Origin of the sequence: Microbacterium insulae (genome assembly GCF_042677065.1) — a bacterium.
Taxonomy (GTDB): Bacteria; Actinomycetota; Actinomycetes; order Actinomycetales; family Microbacteriaceae; genus Microbacterium; species Microbacterium insulae.
The window spans coordinates 2,056,364-2,075,212 of sequence record NZ_JBHTII010000001.1 but is presented as its reverse complement, the minus strand read 5'-3'; the positions used below and the strand labels follow the sequence as shown (position 1 = coordinate 2,075,212).

The following is an 18,849-nucleotide window of genomic DNA, read 5'->3' as shown; positions in this document are numbered from 1 at the left end:
GCGGCCAGTCTACCCGCGGGATTCCGGGGAGATTTCCGGCTCGAGGTCCTCGACCTCCTTCTCCCACGCGTCGCGCGCGAGGCGATACCAGAGGTAGAACGCGAACCCGGCGAAGATCGCCCACTCGGCCGCATAGAAGATGTTCAGCCAGTTGACGGTCGACCCCGCCGCAGGGGCGGGCGAGGAGATGTCCTCGAGCGGCGACGGAGCCTCCTGCGAGGCGATGTACGGGCGGTAGACCGACAGCCCCTCCACGTCGCTCCACTGGCCGAGGAGCGCGGCGGGAGACATGCGCGTCAGGGTCTGCGGGTCCGCGTCGCGCGGCGGCGGCACCGGCCCCTCGTCCGAGATGAGGCGCCCCGTCACCTCGACCGGAGTCTTCACGGGGGTGGATGCCTCGCGGTCGAGCTCGTCGACGGCCGCCTGCGCCGCGGCGAGCGTGGGCGCCCACCCGAGCGCGACCGCGACCGAGGTCTTCTGCTCGCTTCCCGCGATGCGCAGCTGCCCGGTGACCCAGTAGCCCTCTACGTCGTCATTGAACCGCGAGTGGACGATCACGAAGTCGCCGGGAAGCCAGAACCCTTCGGTGCTCACGCGCTGGCCGACGAGCGGCTCGGGGAGGTACTCCCCCGGCGCGGCGACGTCCTCGAGCGGACGCACGACCTCCGTCGCGCCCGGGGGTGGCGGGTCCGTGTCGATCGCGCGGCCGAGCTGCCACTGGCCGAGCCACGCGAACACACCCGCCACGACCAGGCACAAAAGCAGCACGCCGATCCACTGCGGGCGCAGCATCACCTCGCGCAGCGTCGGCGGGAACACCTCGCGGGCGTCGGCGGGCTCGGTCATCCCGCGCTGTACGGCGCCACCACGACCTCGACGCGCTGGAACTCCTTGAGGTCGGAGTACCCGGTGGTGGCCATCGACTTCCGCAGCGCGCCGATGAGGTTCGCGGTGCCGTCCGCGACCGGCGCCGGGCCGTAGAGGATCTCCTCGAGGGTGGCCACCTGGTCGACCTTCACGCGGCGTCCGCGGGGAAGCTTGGCGTGATGCGCCTCGGGACCCCAGTGGTAGCCCTGGCCCGGAGCATCCGTCGCGCGCGCCAGCGCCACGCCGAGCATGACGGCGTCGGCGCCCATCGCGAGCGCCTTGACGATGTCGCCCGACGTGCCCACGCCGCCGTCGGCGATCACGTGGACGTAGCGGCCGCCCGACTCGTCGAGGTAGTCCCGGCGGGCACCCGCGACATCGGCGACGGCGGTCGCCATCGGCGCGTGCAGACCGAGCGTCGCGCGCGTGGTGGATGCCGCGCCCCCGCCGAACCCGACGAGCACCCCCGCCGCGCCCGTGCGCATGAGGTGGAGGGCCGCGGTGTAGGTCGCCGCGCCGCCGACGATGACCGGCACGTCGAGGTCGTAGATGAACTTCTTGAGGTTCAGGGGCTGATCCACCGACGACACGTGCTCGGCCGACACCGTGGTGCCGCGGATCACGAACAGGTCCACGCCCGCAGCGACGACGGTCTCGTAGAGCTCCTGCGTGCGCTGCGGTGTGAGTGCTCCCGCGACGGTGACCCCGGCGGCCCGGATCTCGGCCAGGCGGTCGCGCACGAGCTCGGGCTTGATGGGCTCGGCGTAGAGCTCCTGCATGCGGCGGGTCGCGGCCGCCTTCTCGAGGCCCGCGATCTCGGCGAGCAGGGGCGCCGGGTCGTCGTAGCGGGTCCACAGCCCCTCGAGGTCGAGCACGCCGAGGCCGCCCAGCTGCCCGAGCATGATCGCGGTCTGCGGGCTCACGACGGAGTCCATGGGTGCACCCAGGACCGGGATGTCGAAGCTGAAGGCGTCGATGGTCCACGTGGTGGAGACGTCCTCGGGGTTGCGCGTACGCCGAGAGGGCACGACCGCGATGTCGTCGAACGTGTACGCGCGACGTGCGCGCTTGGCGCGGCCGAGTTCGATGTCCATGCTCACGAGGCCAGCCTACCCGCCGGGTTTCCGGCCGCGTTTCGCGGCTCAGCGGTCGCGGGCGACACGGGCCTCGTCCCACACCGGCGCATCGGCCTCGTAGACGCGGCCGTCGGCGCCGAAGACGACGAACCTGTCGAAGCTCCGCGCGAGCCACCGGTCGTGGGTGACCGCCAGCACGGTGCCCTCGAATCGTGCCAGTGCGTCCTGCAGCGCCTCGGCCGACACGAGGTCGAGGTTGTCGGTGGGCTCGTCCAGGAGGAGCAGCGTCGCACCGGAGAGCTCCAGCAGGAGGATCTGGAACCGCGCCTGCTGCCCGCCCGACAGGCTGTCGAACGCCTGCTCGGCCTGGCCGACGAGCCCGTAGCGGTCGAGGGCGGAGCTCGCGGCATCCCTCGGCAACCCCGCGCGGGCGTCTTCTCCACGGTGCAGGATGTCCAGAAGCGTGCGGCCGGCGAACTCGGGGTGCCGGTGGGTCTGCGCGAACCATCCCGGGACCACGCGGGCTCCGAGCACCGCGCGACCGGTGTGGGCGACGGCGTCGAGGGCCGCTCCCGTCGTGGTGACGTGGCCGAGCCGCGCGTCCGGGTCCGTCCCGCCGCGGGCGAGCAGGCGGAGGAAGTGGGACTTGCCCGAGCCATTCGAGCCGAGGACCGCGACACGGTCTCCGAACCACACCTCGAGGTCGAAGGGCCGCATGAGACCCGTCAGCTCGAGGCCCTCGGCGACGACGGCGCGCTTGCCGGTGCGGGCGCCGCGGAGGCGGAGCGCAAGGTCCTGCTCGGGCGGCCGCTCCTGCGGCGGGCCGGCCTCCTCGAACTTGCGCAGTCGCGTCTGCGCCGCGCGGTATCGCGACGTGAAGCTGTCGTTGGCGGTCGCCTTCACCTTGAGCGTCGCCACGAGGGCCTTCAGCTTCGCGTGCTGCTCGTCCCACCGGCGCCTCAGCTCGTCGAGGCGGGCCATGCGGTCCTCGCGTGCGCGGTGGTATGTTCCGAAACCGCCGCCGTGCACCCACGCCGTGCTGCCGGCACCGCCGGACTCGAGCGTCACGATGCGATCGGCCGCACGCGCGAGCAGCTCGCGATCATGCGAGACGAGCAGCACCGTCTTGGGCGTCTCGCGCAGGCGCTCCTCGAGCCAGCGCTTGCCCGGGACGTCGAGGTAGTTGTCGGGCTCGTCGAGCAGCAGGACCTGGTCCGGCCCGCGCAGGAGAGCCTCGAGCGCGAGCCGCTTCTGCTCGCCGCCCGACAGCGTGGTCAGCTCGCGGAACCGCGCGCGGGTGAACGGGATGCCGAGGGCCGCGGTCGCGCAGGTGTCCCACACCGTCTCGTACTCGTAGCCGCCCGCTTCGGCGTAGTCGGCGAGCGCGCCGGCGTAGCGCATCTGCGTGTCGAGGTCGTCGCGCTCGATGATCGCGGCCTCGGCGTCCTCCAGTTCTCGCGCGGCCTTGCGCACGCGGGTCGGGGCCACCGAGATGAGCAGGTCGTGCACCGTCTGGCCGGCCCCGCCGTGCCCGACGAACTGGTCCATGACCCCGAGCCCGCCGTCGATGGACACGACTCCCGAGAGCGCGGGGGTCTCGCCCCGGATGATGCGCAGCAGGGTCGTCTTGCCCGCGCCGTTGGGACCGATGAGAGCGGTCGTCGACCCTTCGCCGACGCGGAACGACACCTCGTCGAGCAGGGGCCGGCCGTCCGGAAGCGCGTACGAGACGGCGGCGATGTCGATGTACCCCACGGTGTTCCTGTTCTGCTCGCCGCGGCGTCCCGCAGCGAGCCGACCAGCTTATCGTCCGCCCGGGGTCGATCAGGAGGCCGCGCGTGCGTCGCGCTTCTGCTGCTGGAACGCGCGCAGCGCTTCGTACCGATCGGCGGAGCGCGCCTGCCGCTTGGCCGCCTCCTCCTGCCGGTTCTTGGGCGGTGCCGTGGTCACGAGGTCATCGAGCAGGTGGCGCGTCGCATGGGCGATCTCGGAGACGGCGCGGTCGAAGACCTCCTGATTGGCCTTCGAGGGCCTCGCCGCGCCCGTGATCTTGCGCACGTACTGAAGCGCGGCGGCGTGGCACTCGTCGTCGGTCGCGGCCGGTTCGAAGTTGTGGAGCGGGACGATGTTGCGGCACATGCCGCCGACGATACGCCGGGGCGCGGCATCCGTCATCCCTCTGCCGGGCGTCTCACCAGCGCTCGCCGCCGCGCGGCAGCACCTCGAGCACGTGGGGCAGCTCCGTCGGGAAGCACGAGCGGAACAGCTCGGTGATCTGCGGGTCGGAGCCGTAGTCGTCGACGATGCGCAGTCCGATCATCGTGCTGATGAGCATGCCTTCGGCCATGAACGAGCGGGCGTCGTCGGCGTCGAGGCCCATCTCGTCGCGGAAGAACCGCCACACCGTGGCGAATCCCTTCCGCGCGGCTGCGCCGATCGCCGGGTGGCTGCCGAGCAGGTAGGCGTGGGCGAGGGTCTGGTGCAGCCCGCGCACGGAGAGGAGGTCGACGTACGCCTGGCCGATCCTCGCCGCGATGGCCTTCTCCTCGGTCACGCCGGGCTCGCGCTCGCCGCTCTCATCGGCGAGCGCGGCGCGGAAGCTCGCGAGCAGGCGCGCGAGCGCCTCCTCGAGGGTCGCGAGGAACAGGTTCTCCTTCGAGCCGAACAGGCGGACGACGTACGGCTGGCTGACGCCGGCCGCGCGCGCCACGTCGTCGGTCGTCGCACCTTCGTACCCACGGGCTCCGAACACGGCGAGCGCGGCCACGAGGATCTGACGGCGGCGCTCGTCCGACGAGAGCCTCCGACCCGGCTCGTCCGTCGCGGACGCGGACGGCGGGACGCTCACGGAAGTCATCTCCCCAGGTTATCAGCGAATGACTTGACTTTGTAATCATTCGATTACTACATTCGTTCTCGCAAGTAATCATCCAATTACTACCGGAGCCCACGATGACGACCACACCCTCCGCCCAACGGGCGCGCCCCTTCGCGCTCGTCCTGGCCGCGGCATCCCTGCCCATGTTCATGGCCACCCTCGACAACCTCGTCATGACCAACGCCCTCCCCGTGCTGCACGAGCAGATGGGAGCGTCCGTCGAGGAGCTCCAGTGGTTCGTCAACGCGTACACCCTGGTCTTCGCGGGAGCCATCCTCGTCGCGTCTGCGCTCGGTGACCGCTTCGGCCGCCGCACCGTGTTCGCGATCGGCATCGGAGTGTTCGGGATCGGCTCCGTGCTGGCCGCGCTCAGCACGGATCCCGGCCAGCTGATCGCCGCGCGCGCCCTGCAGGGCCTGGGCGGCGCGGGCGTGATGCCGCTGTCGCTGGCCCTCCTGAGCGGTGCCGTCCCCGCCGCGCGGCGCCCGCTGGCGATCGGCATCTGGGGCGGCATCTCGGGCCTGGGCGTCGCGGTCGGTCCGCTCGTCGGAGGCGCGATCATGGAGGGCTGGGACTGGCAGGCCATCTTCTGGATCAATGTCCCGGTGGCGATCATCGCCATCCCTCTCGCGCTCCTCGTGCTCCGGAACGACTTCGGCGCCCGCGCCCGCATCGACGTGCCGGGGGCGGTTCTCGCCGCGGCCGGAGTGATCGCGCTCGTGCACGCCATCGTCCGCGGCAACGACGACGGCTGGGACTCGGCCGGCGTCATCGCCGAGATCGTGCTCGGCGCGGTCCTGATCGCCGCGTTCGTCTGGTGGCAGACGCGCACCGCGTCACCGCTGGTGCCGCTGCGCCTGTTCCGCGACCGCTCCTTCTCGGTCACCAACGTGATCGGGTTCGCGTTCAGCTTCGGCACGTTCGGCGCGGTGTTCCTCCTGATCCAGTACCTGCAGGTGGTGCAGGGCTCGACCCCGTTCGAAGCCGCGCTCCAGACGACGCCGTGGACGCTCGCGCCGATGTTCGTCGCCCCCCTCGCGGGACTGATCGCGCCGCGGATCGGAACCCGCGTGCTCATGGTCGCGGGCCTCGGGATGCAGGCGGTGGCCCTCGCCTGGATCGCCGCGATCATGGCGCCCGACACTCCCTACCCCGCACTCGTCGTCCCGTTCCTGCTGGCGGGGATCGGGATGGCGCTCGTCTTCGCCCCGTCGGCGACTGCGCTGCTGGCGACGCTCGGACTCGTCGACCACGCCAAGGCGTCGGGAGTGAACTCCACGGTGCGAGAGCTCGGCGTCGCCCTCGGCACCGCCGTCATGACCGCGATCTTCGTCGGAGCCGGGGGCGCCCTCACACCCGACCTCTACGTCGACGCGGCGCGTCCGGCGGTCTTCACCGGCGCGGCGGTGCTCCTCGGGGCGACGCTCGTGGCGCTGCGCCTCCCCGCGGGGCGCTCGGAGAGCGGGACGGATGCCGCCACCGCCGTCGCCGAGAAGGACCCCGCCCTCCAGCCCGTCGGGTGAACTCGCCCGGCTGACCCGGCGCCCTGCGAGGCGCCGGGTCAGCCTCTGCCGTGGAGCAGCCGGGTGAGCGGTCCGTCGAGCAGGAACAGCAGGAACGCCGCCGACCCGACCCAGGGCGCGATCACGACGATGACGGCGCCGATGATGAGGGCGCTGAGGGACGCGCGGCCATAGGCGGCAGCATCCTCCGCCGTCAGATCGGGGAGCATCACCTCGCGGTTGCGCACCGCCCACTGCCACTGCAGGGAGCTGAGGAGGATCGCCAGGAAGAACGTCACCGGCATGGCCAGCCGCCCGGCGAGGAAGTCGGCGTACTCGGTGGTCAGCCCTGTCGCGAACGGCACGAGCACGATGAAGAACAGCCGCCCGTTGTTGAGCCACAGCAGCGTGGTGTCGACCCGGGCGATGTGCTCGAACTGGCGGACGTGCACCATCCACAGCAGGCACAGCAGCGCGAAGCTCACCGCGAAGTTGAGGAAGAGCGGCCACATCGCCCCGAGCGCCGCCCACATCTCGCGGTCGGTGTCCACGTCGCCGACCGCGTGGCTCGTGAGGTCGAGGACCAGCAGTGTCGCCGCGATCGCGAACACGCCGTCGGTGAACGCCTCGAGGCGCGTCGTGCGCTCGGTCGCCGACGGATGCCGCCGCTGCCGGATCATGAGCACAGCGTAACGACCGGGACCGCCGCGGTGCGTCCGGGCTTCGCAGAATCGCACGAGAGTCGCACAGTTACGGGCGGATGCTGCGAACCTCGCGCGATTCTGCGAATGTGCGGTCGCCGTGGCCGCTCACGAATCCCGGTGCAAGCCTGCGGCCACTGCGCGCTGGATGATCCGCTCGACCCCCGGCCAGTCATGGACGATCTGGGAGTAGCTGAGACGGATGACGGTGAAGCCCCGCAGCCGAAGCTCGGCATCGTGCGCGATGTCTTGCGATCGTTGCCCGCTCGACGCGTGGAACTCGAAACCGTCGATCTGAAGGACGAGGCGATCGCCAACGAGGAGGTCCACGAATCGGCCCGCGAGCTTCACCTGCTGGCGAACGCGCAGACCCCGGCGTCGCAGCGGGATCACCACGAGCGTCTCGAGACCCGAGTCGGAAAGGCCCTGCACTTCGGTCGAGAGCTCGCGCGCCGCGCGTGACGTCCAGCCCACGCTTCGAAGCGCGTCGGGCGACAGGCGCTCGGTGCGAGCGGCCGACTCCCAGAGCACGAGCGCGCCGTCGCGATCGACGCAACCGGCGATGTGCTGAAGCGCGTCTTCGACGGACGCGATCAGCGATCGGCCCCCCGCCACGAGCGGCTTCGTCCAATGACGCACGACGGCATCGTTCCCCTCACGCACCGAGGCCGACCCGGGAAGGACGTGAAGGTGGAGTCCCTGGTCAAGCGCCGGCGGCACCCACCATCCCCGCCGCCGCGCAAGGGACAGGCAGCTGATTTGTCCGCCGGACGCAGCCGCTCCGCGCAGATCGGCTGCAGCGCCGGGGAGGGCGATCCACGACCGCCTGATCGCGGCCGCATCCCCGCCTCCGACGAGAACCCGCACCGTCGCCGCACTGAAGCCCGCACGCCGGATCTGCTCACGGTGTGCGATCCCCTCGTTCGCCGCAAGCCAGTCACGCAGCTGCTGTGGCGTTCTTCGAGACACCATCCGGCGAGCCTGGCATCGCTGCGACCGCTTCGTGTGCGGACGCGAACCCCCCGTGGAAGACGCGCGCCACACGCCGAGTGGGGAGGAAGCGGCATTCACTCGCACGTACTTCGCAGAAAGCACCCGCAACTGCTCGAATCGCGCGCGATCGTGCGAATCTCGCGCGATTCTGCGACGTCGGCGAGCGCCGCGGGCGGAACGACGAAGAGCGGATGCCGCGGCATCCGCTCTTCGTCAGCGCTTGTAGTTCGGCGCCTCGACCACGATCTGCACGTCGTGCGGGTGCGACTCTTTGAGCCCCGCGGCCGTGATGCGGACGAACCTGCCCTTGGCCTTGAGCTCGTCGATCGTGCGGGCGCCGACGTAGAACATCGACTGGCGGAGGCCGCCGACGAGCTGGTAGGCGACGGCCGACACGGGGCCGCGGTAGGCGACCTGGCCCTCGATGCCCTCGGGAATGAGCTTGTCGTCGCTGGGCACGTCGGCCTGGAAGTAGCGGTCCTTCGAGTAGGACGTCTTCTTGCCGCGCGTCTGGAGCGCACCGAGCGAGCCCATGCCCCGGTACTGCTTGAACTGCTTGCCGCCCTGGAACACGATCTCGCCGGGCGACTCGTCGGTGCCGGCGAGGAGCGATCCGAGCATCACCGTGTCGGCACCCGCGACGAGCGCCTTGGCGATGTCGCCCGAGTACTGCAGACCGCCGTCGGCGATGATCGGGATGCCCGCCTCGCGCGCGGCGAGGAACGCCTCGTAGATCGCGGTCACCTGGGGCACACCGACGCCCGCGACGACGCGGGTGGTGCAGATGGAGCCCGGACCGACACCGACCTTGACGGCGTCCACGCCCGCGTCGATGAGCGCCTGCGCGCCCTCGCGGGTGGCGACGTTGCCGCCGATCACGTCGATGTGGGCGAACGAGGCATCCGCCTTGATGCGGCGGACCATGTCGATGACCCCGGCCGACTGACCGTTCGCGGTGTCGACGACGATCACGTCGACACCGGCGTCGCGCAGCGCCTCGGCGCGCTGCCACGCGTCGCCGAAGAATCCGATCGCCGCGCCGACCCGCAGACGGCCGTGCTCGTCCTTCGTGGCGAGGGGGTACTTCTCGCTCTTGTCGAAGTCCTTGATCGTGATGAGCCCGGCGAGCTTGCCGTCGTCGTCGATGAGCGGGAGCTTCTCGACCCGGTGCTGGGCGAACAGCGAGATCACCTCGCCCGCGCTGATGCCGACACGGCCGGTGACGAGCCCTTCGCGCGTCATGACGTCGCGCACCTTGGTGCTCTGACGCTCGAAGCCCGACACGAAGCGCATGTCGCGGTTGGTCACGATGCCGAGGAGGCGACCGTCGTCGTCGACGACCGGAAGGCCCGAGATGCGGTACGTCGCGCACAGGGCGTCGACCTCCTCGATCGTGGCGTCGGCGGTCGTGGTGATGGGGTCGGTGATCATGCCCGACTCGCTGCGCTTGACGCGGTCGACCATCGCCGCCTGCTCCTCGATCGAGAGGTTGCGGTGGATGATGCCGAGGCCGCCCTCGCGCGCGATCGCGATGGCGAGGCGGGCCTCGGTGACGGTGTCCATCGCCGCTGACAGGAGCGGAGTGGCGACGGTGATGCGGCGCGTGACCCTGGACGAGGTGTCGGCTTCGCTCGGGATCACATCGGTGTGGCCCGGAAGCAGAAGGACATCGTCGTAGGTCAATCCGACGAAGCCGAAGGGGTCGTGATGCTCCATGGTTCTCCTGCGCGAAATCGAGGCCGACGTCCGTCTCGATTCTAAGCGCCGGCGGAGGGCCGGATATTCCGATTCGGTGTCACCGCCTGGGGATAAGTAGGCGAAACACGGCTGACACATTACAGTCGTACCGTCGTTCATCACGGCCGATGCGACCCGACTGTCATCGGTGAGCGTGGTGCCGCCGACTGGAGGTTCTGTGGGTCCTACGACTGTGATCGCGAGGAGATACGCCCGATGGGCGGTCGTCCTCGTCGGAGTGCTGATGGCCGCCGCACTGGTGCTGCTCGCCTCGCCGTCCGGCGCGCACGCCGCCGCCACCGCCCCCGACACGCCGGGGGGTGATCAAGAGCAGACCGACTTCTACTTCGGCGGTCTGATCGAGAACGAGGGCGAACCGGTCCCCGACGTCGTCATCATGGTCGAGGGCAACGGCTTCGAGGCGGAGACCATCACCGATGCCGAGGGCAAGTGGCGCCTCTACGTCCCCGAGAAGGACGAGTACGTCCTCATCATCGACGAGAGCACCCTCCCGGACGGGGTGATCGTCGACCCGGCGCTGCTCCCCGAGGGCATCCAGCCCAAGGAGGGGACCACCGGATCCTTCGACGTCTCCTTCGGCGCGACCGGAACGAAAATCCTCAACCTCTTCCTCGGAGAGGGCGAGCGCGTCACGACGTCCTTCCTGGACCAGTTCCTCGAGCGCCTCATCAACGGCCTCAACTTCGGCCTGCTCCTGGCCCTCGCCGCCGTCGGCGTCTCGCTGATCTTCGGCACGACGGGCCTGACGAACTTCGCCCACGCCGAGATGCTGACCTTCGGCGCGGTCATCGCGCTCATCTTCGGCGTCAACTTCGGCCTGCCGATGTGGCTGGTGATCCCGATCGTGATCCTCGCCGGCGCCGCCTTGGGGTGGTCGCTCGACGCCGGGCTGTGGAAGCCGCTGCGGCGCAAGGGACTGGGCCTCGTGCAGCTGATGATCGTCAGCATCGGCCTCTCGCTGGCCGTCCGCTACCTGTACCTGTTCTTCATCGGCGGCGGCACGTACCAGCTGCCGGGAGCGGGGTCCCCGCGCGACATCCGCATCGGACCCATCGCGCTGTCCTGGATCGACGTGCTGTCGATGGGCATCTCGATCGTGCTCCTCCTCGCCGTCGCCTACTGGCTGCTGCGCACGCGCGTCGGAAAGGCGACCCGAGCCATCTCCGACAACCCCGGCCTCGCCGCGGCATCCGGCATCAACGTCGACCGCGTGATCCGCATCGTCTGGATCCTGTCGGGCTCACTCGCCGCCGTCGCCGGTGTGCTGTGGGCCTACTTCCGCCCCGGCGTGAAGTGGGACATGGGCGTGCAGGTGCTGCTCCTCATCTTCGCCGCGGTCACCCTGGGCGGCCTGGGGACGGCCTTCGGCGCGCTCGTCGGCGCGCTGATCGTCGGCATCCTCGTGGAGCTGTCCACGCTGTTCGGCGTCCCGCCTGACATGAAGTACGTCGGTGCGCTGGCGGTGCTGATCATCATCCTCCTGGTGAGGCCACAAGGCCTGCTGGGTCGCAAAGAGAGGCTGGGCTAGGCCATGGATTGGGGACAGATTCTCAACAACACGGCCTACTGGCTGTTCAGCCCCGAGACGATCGCGTACGCGCTCGCGGCGACCGGACTGGCCGTGCACTTCGGCTACGCCGGACTGCTCAACTTCGGTATGGCGGGCTTCATGGCGCTCGGCGCCTACGGCTACGCGATCTCGATCCTGTCGTTCGGATGGCCGTGGTGGGTGGGCATCATCGTCGGATGCCTCGCGGCCATGGTCTTCGCGGTCATCCTCGGTATCCCGACGCTGCGTCTGCGCGCGGACTACCTCGCCATCGTCACGATCGCGGCGGCCGAGATCGTCCGGTTGGCGCTGACGACGCAGCTGTTCGACGAATGGACGAACTCCGCCGACGGTCTGGGCGGGTATCACGCGGGCTTCCGCGCCGCCAATCCCTTCCCGGAGGGCACGTACGGTTTCGGCCCGTGGACGTGGACCGCCGACCAGCTGTGGGTGCGCGTGTTCGGCATCATCCTGCTCGCGATCGCGGTGTACCTCGTGTGGGCGCTCATGCGCAGCCCGTGGGGCCGCGTGCTCAAGGGCATCCGCGAGGACGAGGACGCCGTGCGCTCGCTCGGCAAGAACGTCTTCGCCTACAAGATGCAGGCGCTCATCATCGGTGGTGTCTTCGGCGCACTGGGCGGCGTGGTCTTCGCGCTCCCGTCCGCCGTGGTCCCCGCCACCTACACGACCTCGCTCACGTTCTTCATCTGGACGATCCTGCTGCTCGGCGGGGCGGCGACCGTGTTCGGTCCCGTCGTCGGCTCGGTGATCTTCTGGGTGATCATGGGCTTCCTGGGCAACGTGCTGCCGGCACTCGCCGCGGTCCTGCCGATGTCGTCGGCCCAGGCGGGCGCCCTCCGCTTCATCCTCGTGGGTGTCGCGCTCATGCTGATCGTGATCTTCCGCCCGCAGGGCATCTTCGGAAACAAGAGGGAGCTGACCTTTGTCAAGTAACAGCACTCCCGAGCCCGGTGCGGGCGGCGCGACGCCGCCCGCGACCGGCTCGACGCCCACGACCGGCGCGGTCACGACCGCGACCGGCAGCATCCGCCGTCCGAAGACGACCGGGCTCGCGAAGGGCGATCCCGTTCCGGGCGTCGCCAAGAACGACCCGATCATGGTGATCGACAACGTCACGCGCCGATTCGGCGGTCTCACCGCCGTGGACGTGGCCCACCTCGAGATCCCGCGCGGCGCGATCACGGCCCTCATCGGCCCCAACGGTGCGGGCAAGACCACCCTGTTCAATCTGCTGTGCGGCTTCGACAAGCCGAACTCCGGGACCTGGTCGTTCGACGGCAAGAACCTCTCGGGGATCCCGTCGTTCAAGGTCGCCCGCCTGGGCCAGGTGCGCACGTTCCAGCTCACCAAGGCGCTCTCGCTGCTGACGGTGCTCGAGAACATGAAGCTCGGTGCGACGAAGCAGAAGGGCGAGCGGCTGTGGTCGAGCATCATCCCGGCCGTGTGGCGCAAGCAGGACGACGCCAACGAGGACAAGGCGATGGAGCTCCTCCAGCGGTTCAAGCTCGACGCGAAGGCCGACGACTACGCGGCTTCGCTGTCGGGTGGTCAGCGCAAGCTGCTCGAGATGGCCCGTGCGCTCATGAGCGATCCGACGCTGGTCATGCTCGACGAGCCGATGGCCGGCGTGAACCCGGCCCTCACCGAGTCGCTGCTCGATCACATCCTCGACCTCAAGGACCTCGGCATGACGGTGCTCTTCGTCGAGCACGACATGCACATGGTCCGCCACATCGCCGACTGGGTCGTGGTCATGGCCGAGGGTCGCGTCGTCGCCGAGGGCCCGCCCGAGAGCGTGATGCAGGACAAGGCCGTCATCGACGCGTACCTGGGCAGCCACCAGGATGTCGACCTCGGTGTCGTGACCGGGCGCGTGGCCGGCGAGCACAGCGCCTCCGAAGCCGAGCTCCTCGACGAGATCAGGGAGGCCGAGGCGGCCGAGATCGCCGATGCCGAGAAGGAGAACAAGTGAGCAGCGCAGCGGCCGCAGGGCCCGTGTCGACGACCGGCGCCGGCATGACGGAGGACGCCCGCACCGACCGCGTCGTCGTCGAGGTCACCGACCTGTACGCGGGGTACCTCCCCGGCATCAACATCATCAACGGCGCGAACCTCGTCGCCCGCAAGGGCGAGCTGATCGGCATCATCGGTCCCAACGGCGCCGGGAAGTCGACGCTGCTGAAGTCCATCTTCGGCATGGTGAAGGTGCGCTCGGGCACGATCACCGTCAACGGCGAGAGTGTCGTCGGGCTGAAGTCCGACAAGCTCGTGACCCGGGGCGTGGGCTTCGTACCGCAGACGAACAACGTGTTCCCCTCGCTCACGATCGAGGAGAACCTGCAGATGGGTCTCTACCAGGCCCCGAAGCAGTACGCGGAGCGCCTGGACTTCGTCACGGGGATCTTCGCCGAGCTGGGCAAGCGCCTCAAGCAGCGCGCGGGCTCGCTCTCGGGCGGCGAGCGTCAGATGGTGGCGATGTCGCGGGCCCTCATGATGGATCCCGCGGTGCTCCTCCTCGACGAGCCCTCCGCCGGCTTGTCTCCGGTGCGCCAGGACGACGCGTTCATCCGCGTCTCCGACATCAACAAGGCCGGCGTGACGACGATCATGGTCGAGCAGAACGCCCGCCGCTGCCTGCAGATCTGCGACCGCGGCTACGTCCTCGACCAGGGACGCGACGCCTACGAGGGCACCGGCCGTCAGCTCCTGAACGACCCGAAGGTCATCGGCCTGTACCTGGGCTCGCTCGGTTCCGAGACCGCCTGACGTCGACCACGGAGGAGAGTGGATGCCGCGGCATCCACTCTCCTTCTCGTTCACGCCGTCGCGGCCAGGTGGCCCTGGATCGCCTCGATGTGCGCGGCGAGGTCCCCTCGCGCGAGCAGCCCCGGCCCCAGCGGGCCGGCCGAGTCGTCGCCGAGCGGGGGCAGACGGCGCAGTGCGACCGCGACGGACGCCGTCATGCGGTCGAGCTGCCAGCGGAGCTCATCCGCGGCGGCAGTCGGGTTCCCCGGCGCGGTCAGAGCGGCGGCACGCGCAGCATAGGCGGCGGCACCGAGGGCGTGGGCGCCCATGTGCGCGACTCCCGCGGCCTGAGCCGCCGACCGGGCGGCGGCAGCGCCGGCGGGCGAGGCGGCCGAGTGGGCCGCACGCCCCGCGACGAATCGCCGCTTGATCTCACCCGCGGCTGACAGCTCCCCGCGTGCGAACGCCCTGGTGCGCGCGATCGCATCGCGAGCGCGGTCGTCTTCGGGCGCCTCCGCCTCGAAGACGGCGAGCGCGCGCTCCGCGCAGTCCGCTGCCCACGCCGCCACGATCCTCCGGTCGGCTTCGGCGAGCGACTGAGGAGAGAGCATCCTCGAAGCCTTGCACAGTCGGGCCCGCGCAGCGATCGCGGCCGGGAATGGGGAAGGGCCCCGGATCGCTCCGGGGCCCTTCCGTGTCTTGTCGACTCAGATGTCGATGCGGACGAAGGAGTTGTCGTCCTGGTACTGGAAGACACCCACCGTCGCCTCGGTCGGGTCGCCGACCTCGTCGAACGTGATCGGTCCGGAGTAGCCGTCGTAGTCCGCGACGTTGCCCGCCAGGATGATGTCGGCGCACGCCTCGTACGAGTCGCACTTCTCACCGTCACCGGTGCCGCCCGAGACCTCGACGAGCTTGCCCGCGACGTCCGCGGCCTCGGTCGAGTTCGCGGCCAGCGAGGCCAGCGCGAGGAGGATGACCGCGTCGTAGGACTCGTTGGCGTACGAGAAGTCGGTCAGCTCGGAGTTGCCCTCGCCGGTCCACCACTCGTTCAGCTCCGCCTGGAAGTCCTCCGGCGTCGACGGGCCGGCGGGCGTGGTGCCCTTGGCGCCCTCGAGGCTGAGGTCTGCCGGCCACTTGTCGTCGGCACCGAAGTTCTTCAGGTTGCCGTCGACGAAGTACAGGTTCTCGGCGGGGTAGCCGGCCTGCAGCAGCGCCGGGCCGATCGTGAAGATCTCGTCGAACGTGATCAGGACGATGGCGTCGGGGTTCGAGGCGAGCAGCGCGCTGACCTGAGCGTCGAACGAGGTGTCGCCGGTGTTGTACGACTGCTCCTCGACGATCGTGCCGCCGGCGCCCGTGAAGGTCTCCTGGAAGACGTCGTTGAGGCCGGTGCCGTACGAGTCGTTGAGGTACAGGACCGCGACGTTCTCGTGACCGTCTTCGGCGACCAGGTTGCCGAGGACTTCGCCCTGGAGCTTGTCGGACGGAGCCGTACGCCAATAGAGGCCGTCGTCGTCCCAGGTGGTGAAGTCGAGCGACGTGTTGGCGGGCGAGAACACGATGATCCCGGCCGCGACGGCGTCGTCGAGGAACAGCTTGGTGACACCCGACGACGCGGCGCCGATGGCGGCGGTCACGCCCTCCGAGATGAGGGTCTGGATCGTCGTGGCGTACGCCTTGTTTTCGGTGTCGCCCGAGTCGCCCCAGACGATGTCGTCCATGGTCAGGCCGGTCGTGTCGGCATAGTCGTTGACGTGCTGCGCGGCCAGACCGACGCCGGCCTCCTCCGGCGGTCCGAGGAACGACAGGCTGCCCGTCTGGGGCAGGATCGTGCCGATCTTCAGGGTGAGGTCGCGCTCCTCGGTGGGAGGGGCGCTGGTCTCGCCGCCCGTTCCTCCGCCGGCGCAGCCGGCGAGGACGAGGGCGCTGGCGCCGGCGAGCGCAACGACGCCTGCGAGGGCGGACTTGCGCGAGCGGGTGAAGACGCTCATGTTGCTCCTTGCTGTGATGAACGACGGGCGCGGCATTTCGGGAGCCGGCCCAGTGTCCCTAACCTAACCATCTGCGGCGCTCGCCAGTGTTGCCATTCGTTAACGATGTGTAACGGCTCGTATCCCCCGATCACGATATGGAAACGACGAGACGACGTCCTCTCCGGCCCTGGATACCCCAGCCGGGTATAACGTGGAGGGATGCCGTACCCCCTTGGGGTATCCCCCTCCTCACGAAAGGCGAGCCTCATGCCGCAGACGACCGAATACACCGTGACGGGCATGACCTGCGCACACTGCGAGATGTCGGTGCGCACGGAGGTCTCGAAGATCCCCGGTGCCGATGTCGTCCGCGTCGACGCCGCGAGCGGTTCGCTCGTCGTCGAGTCGGCCGCGCCCCTCTCGGACGCCGCCGTCCTTGCCGCGGTCGACGAGGCGGGTTACGAGGCGGCACGCGCCTGATGACCGCCACCCCTCCGCCGGGCGCCCGGATCGAGCTCGAGATCGGCGGAATGACGTGCGCGTCGTGCGCCGCCCGGATCGAGAAGCGCCTGAACCGGATGGACGGGGTGGAGGCATCCGTCAACTACGCCACCGAGAAGGCGACCATCACCGCACCCGCCGGAGTCGACCCCGTCGACCTCATCGCCGAGGTGGAGCGGACCGGCTACACCGCGGCGGTTCCCCGGCCACCCGCGCCCGAGCCGGCGGACGCGCGCGAGGGCGGCCGCGACGCCGAGCTCGTCGGCCTTCGACAGCGACTGATCGGCTCGATCGTGCTGTCCGTGCCGGTGGTCGTGCTCGCCATGGTCCCCGCGCTCCAGTTCACGTACTGGCAGTGGGCATCCCTCGCGCTGGCCGCGCCGGTGGTCGTGTGGGGCGCGTGGCCCTTCCACCGCGCCGCCTGGATCAACCTCCGCCACGGCGCGGCGACGATGGACACCCTCATCTCGCTGGGTGTGTCGGCGGCGTTCCTGTGGTCGCTCTACGCGCTGTTCCTCGGGCACGCCGGCATGCCGGGGATGACCCACGCGTTCGAGTGGTCGGTACAGCCCGGTGACGGCGCCGGGAACATCTACCTCGAGGTCGCCGCGGGCGTGACGACGTTCGTGCTCGCCGGGCGCTACTTCGAAGTGCGTTCCAAGCGCCGTGCCGGCGCCGCCCTGCGCGCACTGCTCGAGATCGGCGCGAAGGATGCCGCCGTCCTGCGGCCGTCCACAGGCGGCGGCGAGCTCGAGTCCCGCGTCGCGATCGCCGACCTGCGGGTGGGCGACCGCTTCGTGGTGCGGCCGGGCGAGAAGATCGCCACCGACGGCGTCGTCGTCTCGGGCACCTCCGCTGTGGACGCGTCGATGGTGACCGGCGAGTCGGTGCCCGTCGAGGTCGCGCCCGGCGACGCCGTGATCGGCGCGACGGTGAACGCCGGCGGGCGCCTGGTGGTCCGGGCCTCGCGCGTGGGCGAAGACACCCAGCTCGCTCAGATGGCGCGCCTCGTCGAGCAGGCCCAGTCGGGGAAGGCCGATGTGCAGCGGCTCGCCGACCGCATCTCCGGCGTCTTCGTGCCGGTCGTCCTGCTCATCTCCGTCGTCACTCTCGTGGCGTGGCTCGCGCTCGGCTACGACGCGGCCATGGCGTTCACCGCCGCCGTGGCCGTGCTGATCATCGCGTGCCCGTGCGCCCTGGGCCTCGCGACACCCACCGCGCTGCTGGTCGGCACCGGCCGCGGCGCGCAGCTCGGCATCCTCATCACCGGACCCGAGGTGCTCGAGTCCACGAGGGCCGTCGACACCGTCGTTCTCGACAAGACCGGAACGGTGACGAGCGGCCGAATGGCCCTCGTGGACGTCGTCCCCTCGCCCGGCACCGATCGCGAGCTGCTCCTGCGGCTCGCGGGCGCGCTCGAGCACGCCTCCGAGCACCCCGTCGCGCGGGCCGTCGCCCAGGCCGCGGAGGCCGAGGTCGGTCCGCTCGCGACTCCCGAGTCGTTCGAGAACCTGCCCGGCCGCGGCGTCTCGGGCGTGATCGACGGTCACGCGGTCGTCGTCGGCACGGCATCCCTCCTCGCCGAGTGGGCGCTCCGCGTGCCACCCGAGCTCGAGACCGCGAAGCGCGCGGCCGAGGAGGGCGGGGCCACGGCCGTGCTCGCCGCATGGGACGGCGAGGTGCGCGGCGTCCTCGTGGTCGCCGATGAGGTCAAGCCCACCAGCCGCCAGGCCATCGAGCAGCTGCACGGGCTCGGCCTGCGGACGGTCCTCCTCACGGGCGATTCCCGCGCTGTCGCCCGCACGGTGGCGGCGCAGGTCGGCATAGACGAGGTGGTCGCCGAGGTGCTCCCGCACGACAAGGCGGCCGAGGTGACGCGCCTTCAGTCCGAGGGCCGCGCGGTCGCGATGGTCGGCGACGGCGTGAACGACGCCGCGGCGCTCGCGCAGGCCGACCTCGGCATCGCGATGGGCACCGGGACGGATGCCGCGATCGAGGCATCCGACCTCACCCTGGTGCGTGGCGACCTGCGCAGCGTCGGCGACGCGATCCGCCTGTCCCGCGCGACGCTCCGCACGATCAAGGCGAACCTCTTCTGGGCGTTCGCGTATAACGTTGCGGCGATACCGCTGGCCGCCCTGGGCCTGCTCAACCCGATGATCGCGGGGGCGGCGATGGCGCTGTCCAGCGTCTTCGTCGTGGGCAACAGCCTGCGGCTCCGAACCTTCCGCAGCGGGTCGGGAGCCGGCTCGCCGGGCGCACACTCCACACGATGAGGACAC

17 protein-coding genes are annotated in these 18,849 nt (G+C 70.2%); 7 read left to right on the top strand and 10 right to left on the bottom strand.

Annotated features, from left to right (window positions below):
* Positions 1-9 precede the first annotated feature (9 nt).
* From ACFQ0P_RS09590 to ACFQ0P_RS09570, 5 genes are all read right to left on the bottom strand, one after another.
* Positions 10-846 carry an SURF1 family protein gene (locus tag ACFQ0P_RS09590; protein WP_378772028.1) on the bottom strand — a complete coding sequence of 279 codons (837 nt, stop codon included), beginning with the start codon at positions 844-846 and terminating at the stop codon, positions 10-12.
* Positions 843-1,961, bottom strand: a complete 1,119-nt coding sequence (locus tag ACFQ0P_RS09585; protein ID WP_204981337.1) for a GuaB3 family IMP dehydrogenase-related protein — start codon at positions 1,959-1,961, stop codon at positions 843-845. The genes ACFQ0P_RS09590 and ACFQ0P_RS09585 overlap by 4 nt, the downstream gene beginning before the upstream one ends.
* Positions 1,962-2,009: 48 nt before the next feature.
* On the bottom strand, positions 2,010-3,698 hold the full coding sequence (locus ACFQ0P_RS09580; RefSeq protein ID WP_204978477.1) for an ABC-F family ATP-binding cassette domain-containing protein: 1,689 nt from the start codon (positions 3,696-3,698) through the stop codon (positions 2,010-2,012).
* Between the two features lie 69 nt (positions 3,699-3,767).
* Complete coding sequence (locus tag ACFQ0P_RS09575; protein ID WP_204978476.1) at positions 3,768-4,082, bottom strand: DUF2277 domain-containing protein; 315 nt, start codon at positions 4,080-4,082, stop codon at positions 3,768-3,770.
* Positions 4,083-4,134: 52 nt separating this feature from the next.
* Positions 4,135-4,800, bottom strand: a complete 666-nt coding sequence (locus ACFQ0P_RS09570; RefSeq protein ID WP_204978475.1) for a TetR/AcrR family transcriptional regulator — start codon at positions 4,798-4,800, stop codon at positions 4,135-4,137.
* Positions 4,801-4,895: 95 nt separating this feature from the next.
* On the opposite strand from ACFQ0P_RS09570, the gene ACFQ0P_RS09565 reads away from it, so the two are divergent.
* Positions 4,896-6,344 (top strand): DHA2 family efflux MFS transporter permease subunit, encoded by a 1,449-nt coding sequence (locus tag ACFQ0P_RS09565; protein ID WP_204978474.1) that lies wholly within the window; start codon positions 4,896-4,898, stop codon positions 6,342-6,344.
* A gap of 38 nt (positions 6,345-6,382) precedes the next feature.
* Here ACFQ0P_RS09565 and ACFQ0P_RS09560 read toward each other — a convergent pair whose 3' ends face one another.
* The 3 genes from ACFQ0P_RS09560 to guaB all read right to left on the bottom strand — a co-directional run bounded on the left by ACFQ0P_RS09560 (position 6,383) and on the right by guaB (position 9,733).
* Complete coding sequence (locus ACFQ0P_RS09560; protein WP_204978473.1) at positions 6,383-7,003, bottom strand: TMEM175 family protein; 621 nt, start codon at positions 7,001-7,003, stop codon at positions 6,383-6,385.
* A gap of 129 nt (positions 7,004-7,132) precedes the next feature.
* Positions 7,133-7,996: an endonuclease domain-containing protein gene (locus tag ACFQ0P_RS09555; RefSeq protein ID WP_204978472.1), complete on the bottom strand. Its 864-nt coding sequence runs from the start codon at positions 7,994-7,996 to the stop codon at positions 7,133-7,135.
* A 234-nt stretch (positions 7,997-8,230) separates the two neighbouring features.
* Entirely contained in the window at positions 8,231-9,733 is a 1,503-nt protein-coding gene (gene guaB, locus ACFQ0P_RS09550; protein WP_204978471.1) for an IMP dehydrogenase, read from the bottom strand.
* Between the two features lie 265 nt (positions 9,734-9,998).
* Here guaB and ACFQ0P_RS09545 point away from each other — a divergent pair, with 265 nt between their 5' ends.
* The 4 genes from ACFQ0P_RS09545 to ACFQ0P_RS09530 all read left to right on the top strand — a co-directional run bounded on the left by ACFQ0P_RS09545 (position 9,999) and on the right by ACFQ0P_RS09530 (position 14,111).
* Complete coding sequence (locus ACFQ0P_RS09545; protein ID WP_204978470.1) at positions 9,999-11,303, top strand: branched-chain amino acid ABC transporter permease; 1,305 nt, start codon at positions 9,999-10,001, stop codon at positions 11,301-11,303.
* A 3-nt stretch (positions 11,304-11,306) separates the two neighbouring features.
* On the top strand, positions 11,307-12,278 hold the full coding sequence (locus ACFQ0P_RS09540) for a branched-chain amino acid ABC transporter permease (RefSeq protein WP_204978469.1): 972 nt from the start codon (positions 11,307-11,309) through the stop codon (positions 12,276-12,278).
* 163 nt (positions 12,279-12,441) lie between these two features.
* A complete protein-coding gene (locus tag ACFQ0P_RS09535; protein ID WP_204981336.1) occupies positions 12,442-13,317 on the top strand; it encodes an ABC transporter ATP-binding protein in 876 nt (291 codons plus the stop codon).
* 44 nt (positions 13,318-13,361) lie between these two features.
* A complete protein-coding gene (locus ACFQ0P_RS09530) occupies positions 13,362-14,111 on the top strand; it encodes an ABC transporter ATP-binding protein (protein WP_204981335.1) in 750 nt (249 codons plus the stop codon).
* A 50-nt stretch (positions 14,112-14,161) separates the two neighbouring features.
* Here the strand turns inward: ACFQ0P_RS09530 and ACFQ0P_RS09525 are convergent, their stop codons facing one another.
* Both ACFQ0P_RS09525 and ACFQ0P_RS09520 read right to left on the bottom strand, forming a co-directional pair.
* Positions 14,162-14,701 carry a putative immunity protein gene (locus ACFQ0P_RS09525; RefSeq protein WP_204978468.1) on the bottom strand — a complete coding sequence of 180 codons (540 nt, stop codon included), beginning with the start codon at positions 14,699-14,701 and terminating at the stop codon, positions 14,162-14,164.
* Positions 14,702-14,797: 96 nt separating this feature from the next.
* A complete protein-coding gene (locus tag ACFQ0P_RS09520; protein ID WP_204978467.1) occupies positions 14,798-16,084 on the bottom strand; it encodes an ABC transporter substrate-binding protein in 1,287 nt (428 codons plus the stop codon).
* A gap of 249 nt (positions 16,085-16,333) precedes the next feature.
* Between ACFQ0P_RS09520 and ACFQ0P_RS09515 the strand changes: the two genes are divergently transcribed.
* Positions 16,334-16,546 (top strand): heavy-metal-associated domain-containing protein, encoded by a 213-nt coding sequence (locus ACFQ0P_RS09515; RefSeq protein WP_204978466.1) that lies wholly within the window; start codon positions 16,334-16,336, stop codon positions 16,544-16,546.
* Positions 16,546-18,843 carry a heavy metal translocating P-type ATPase gene (locus ACFQ0P_RS09510; RefSeq protein WP_204978465.1) on the top strand — a complete coding sequence of 766 codons (2,298 nt, stop codon included), beginning with the start codon at positions 16,546-16,548 and terminating at the stop codon, positions 18,841-18,843. The genes ACFQ0P_RS09515 and ACFQ0P_RS09510 overlap by 1 nt, the downstream gene beginning before the upstream one ends.
* The last annotated feature ends 6 nt before the right edge of the window (positions 18,844-18,849 follow it).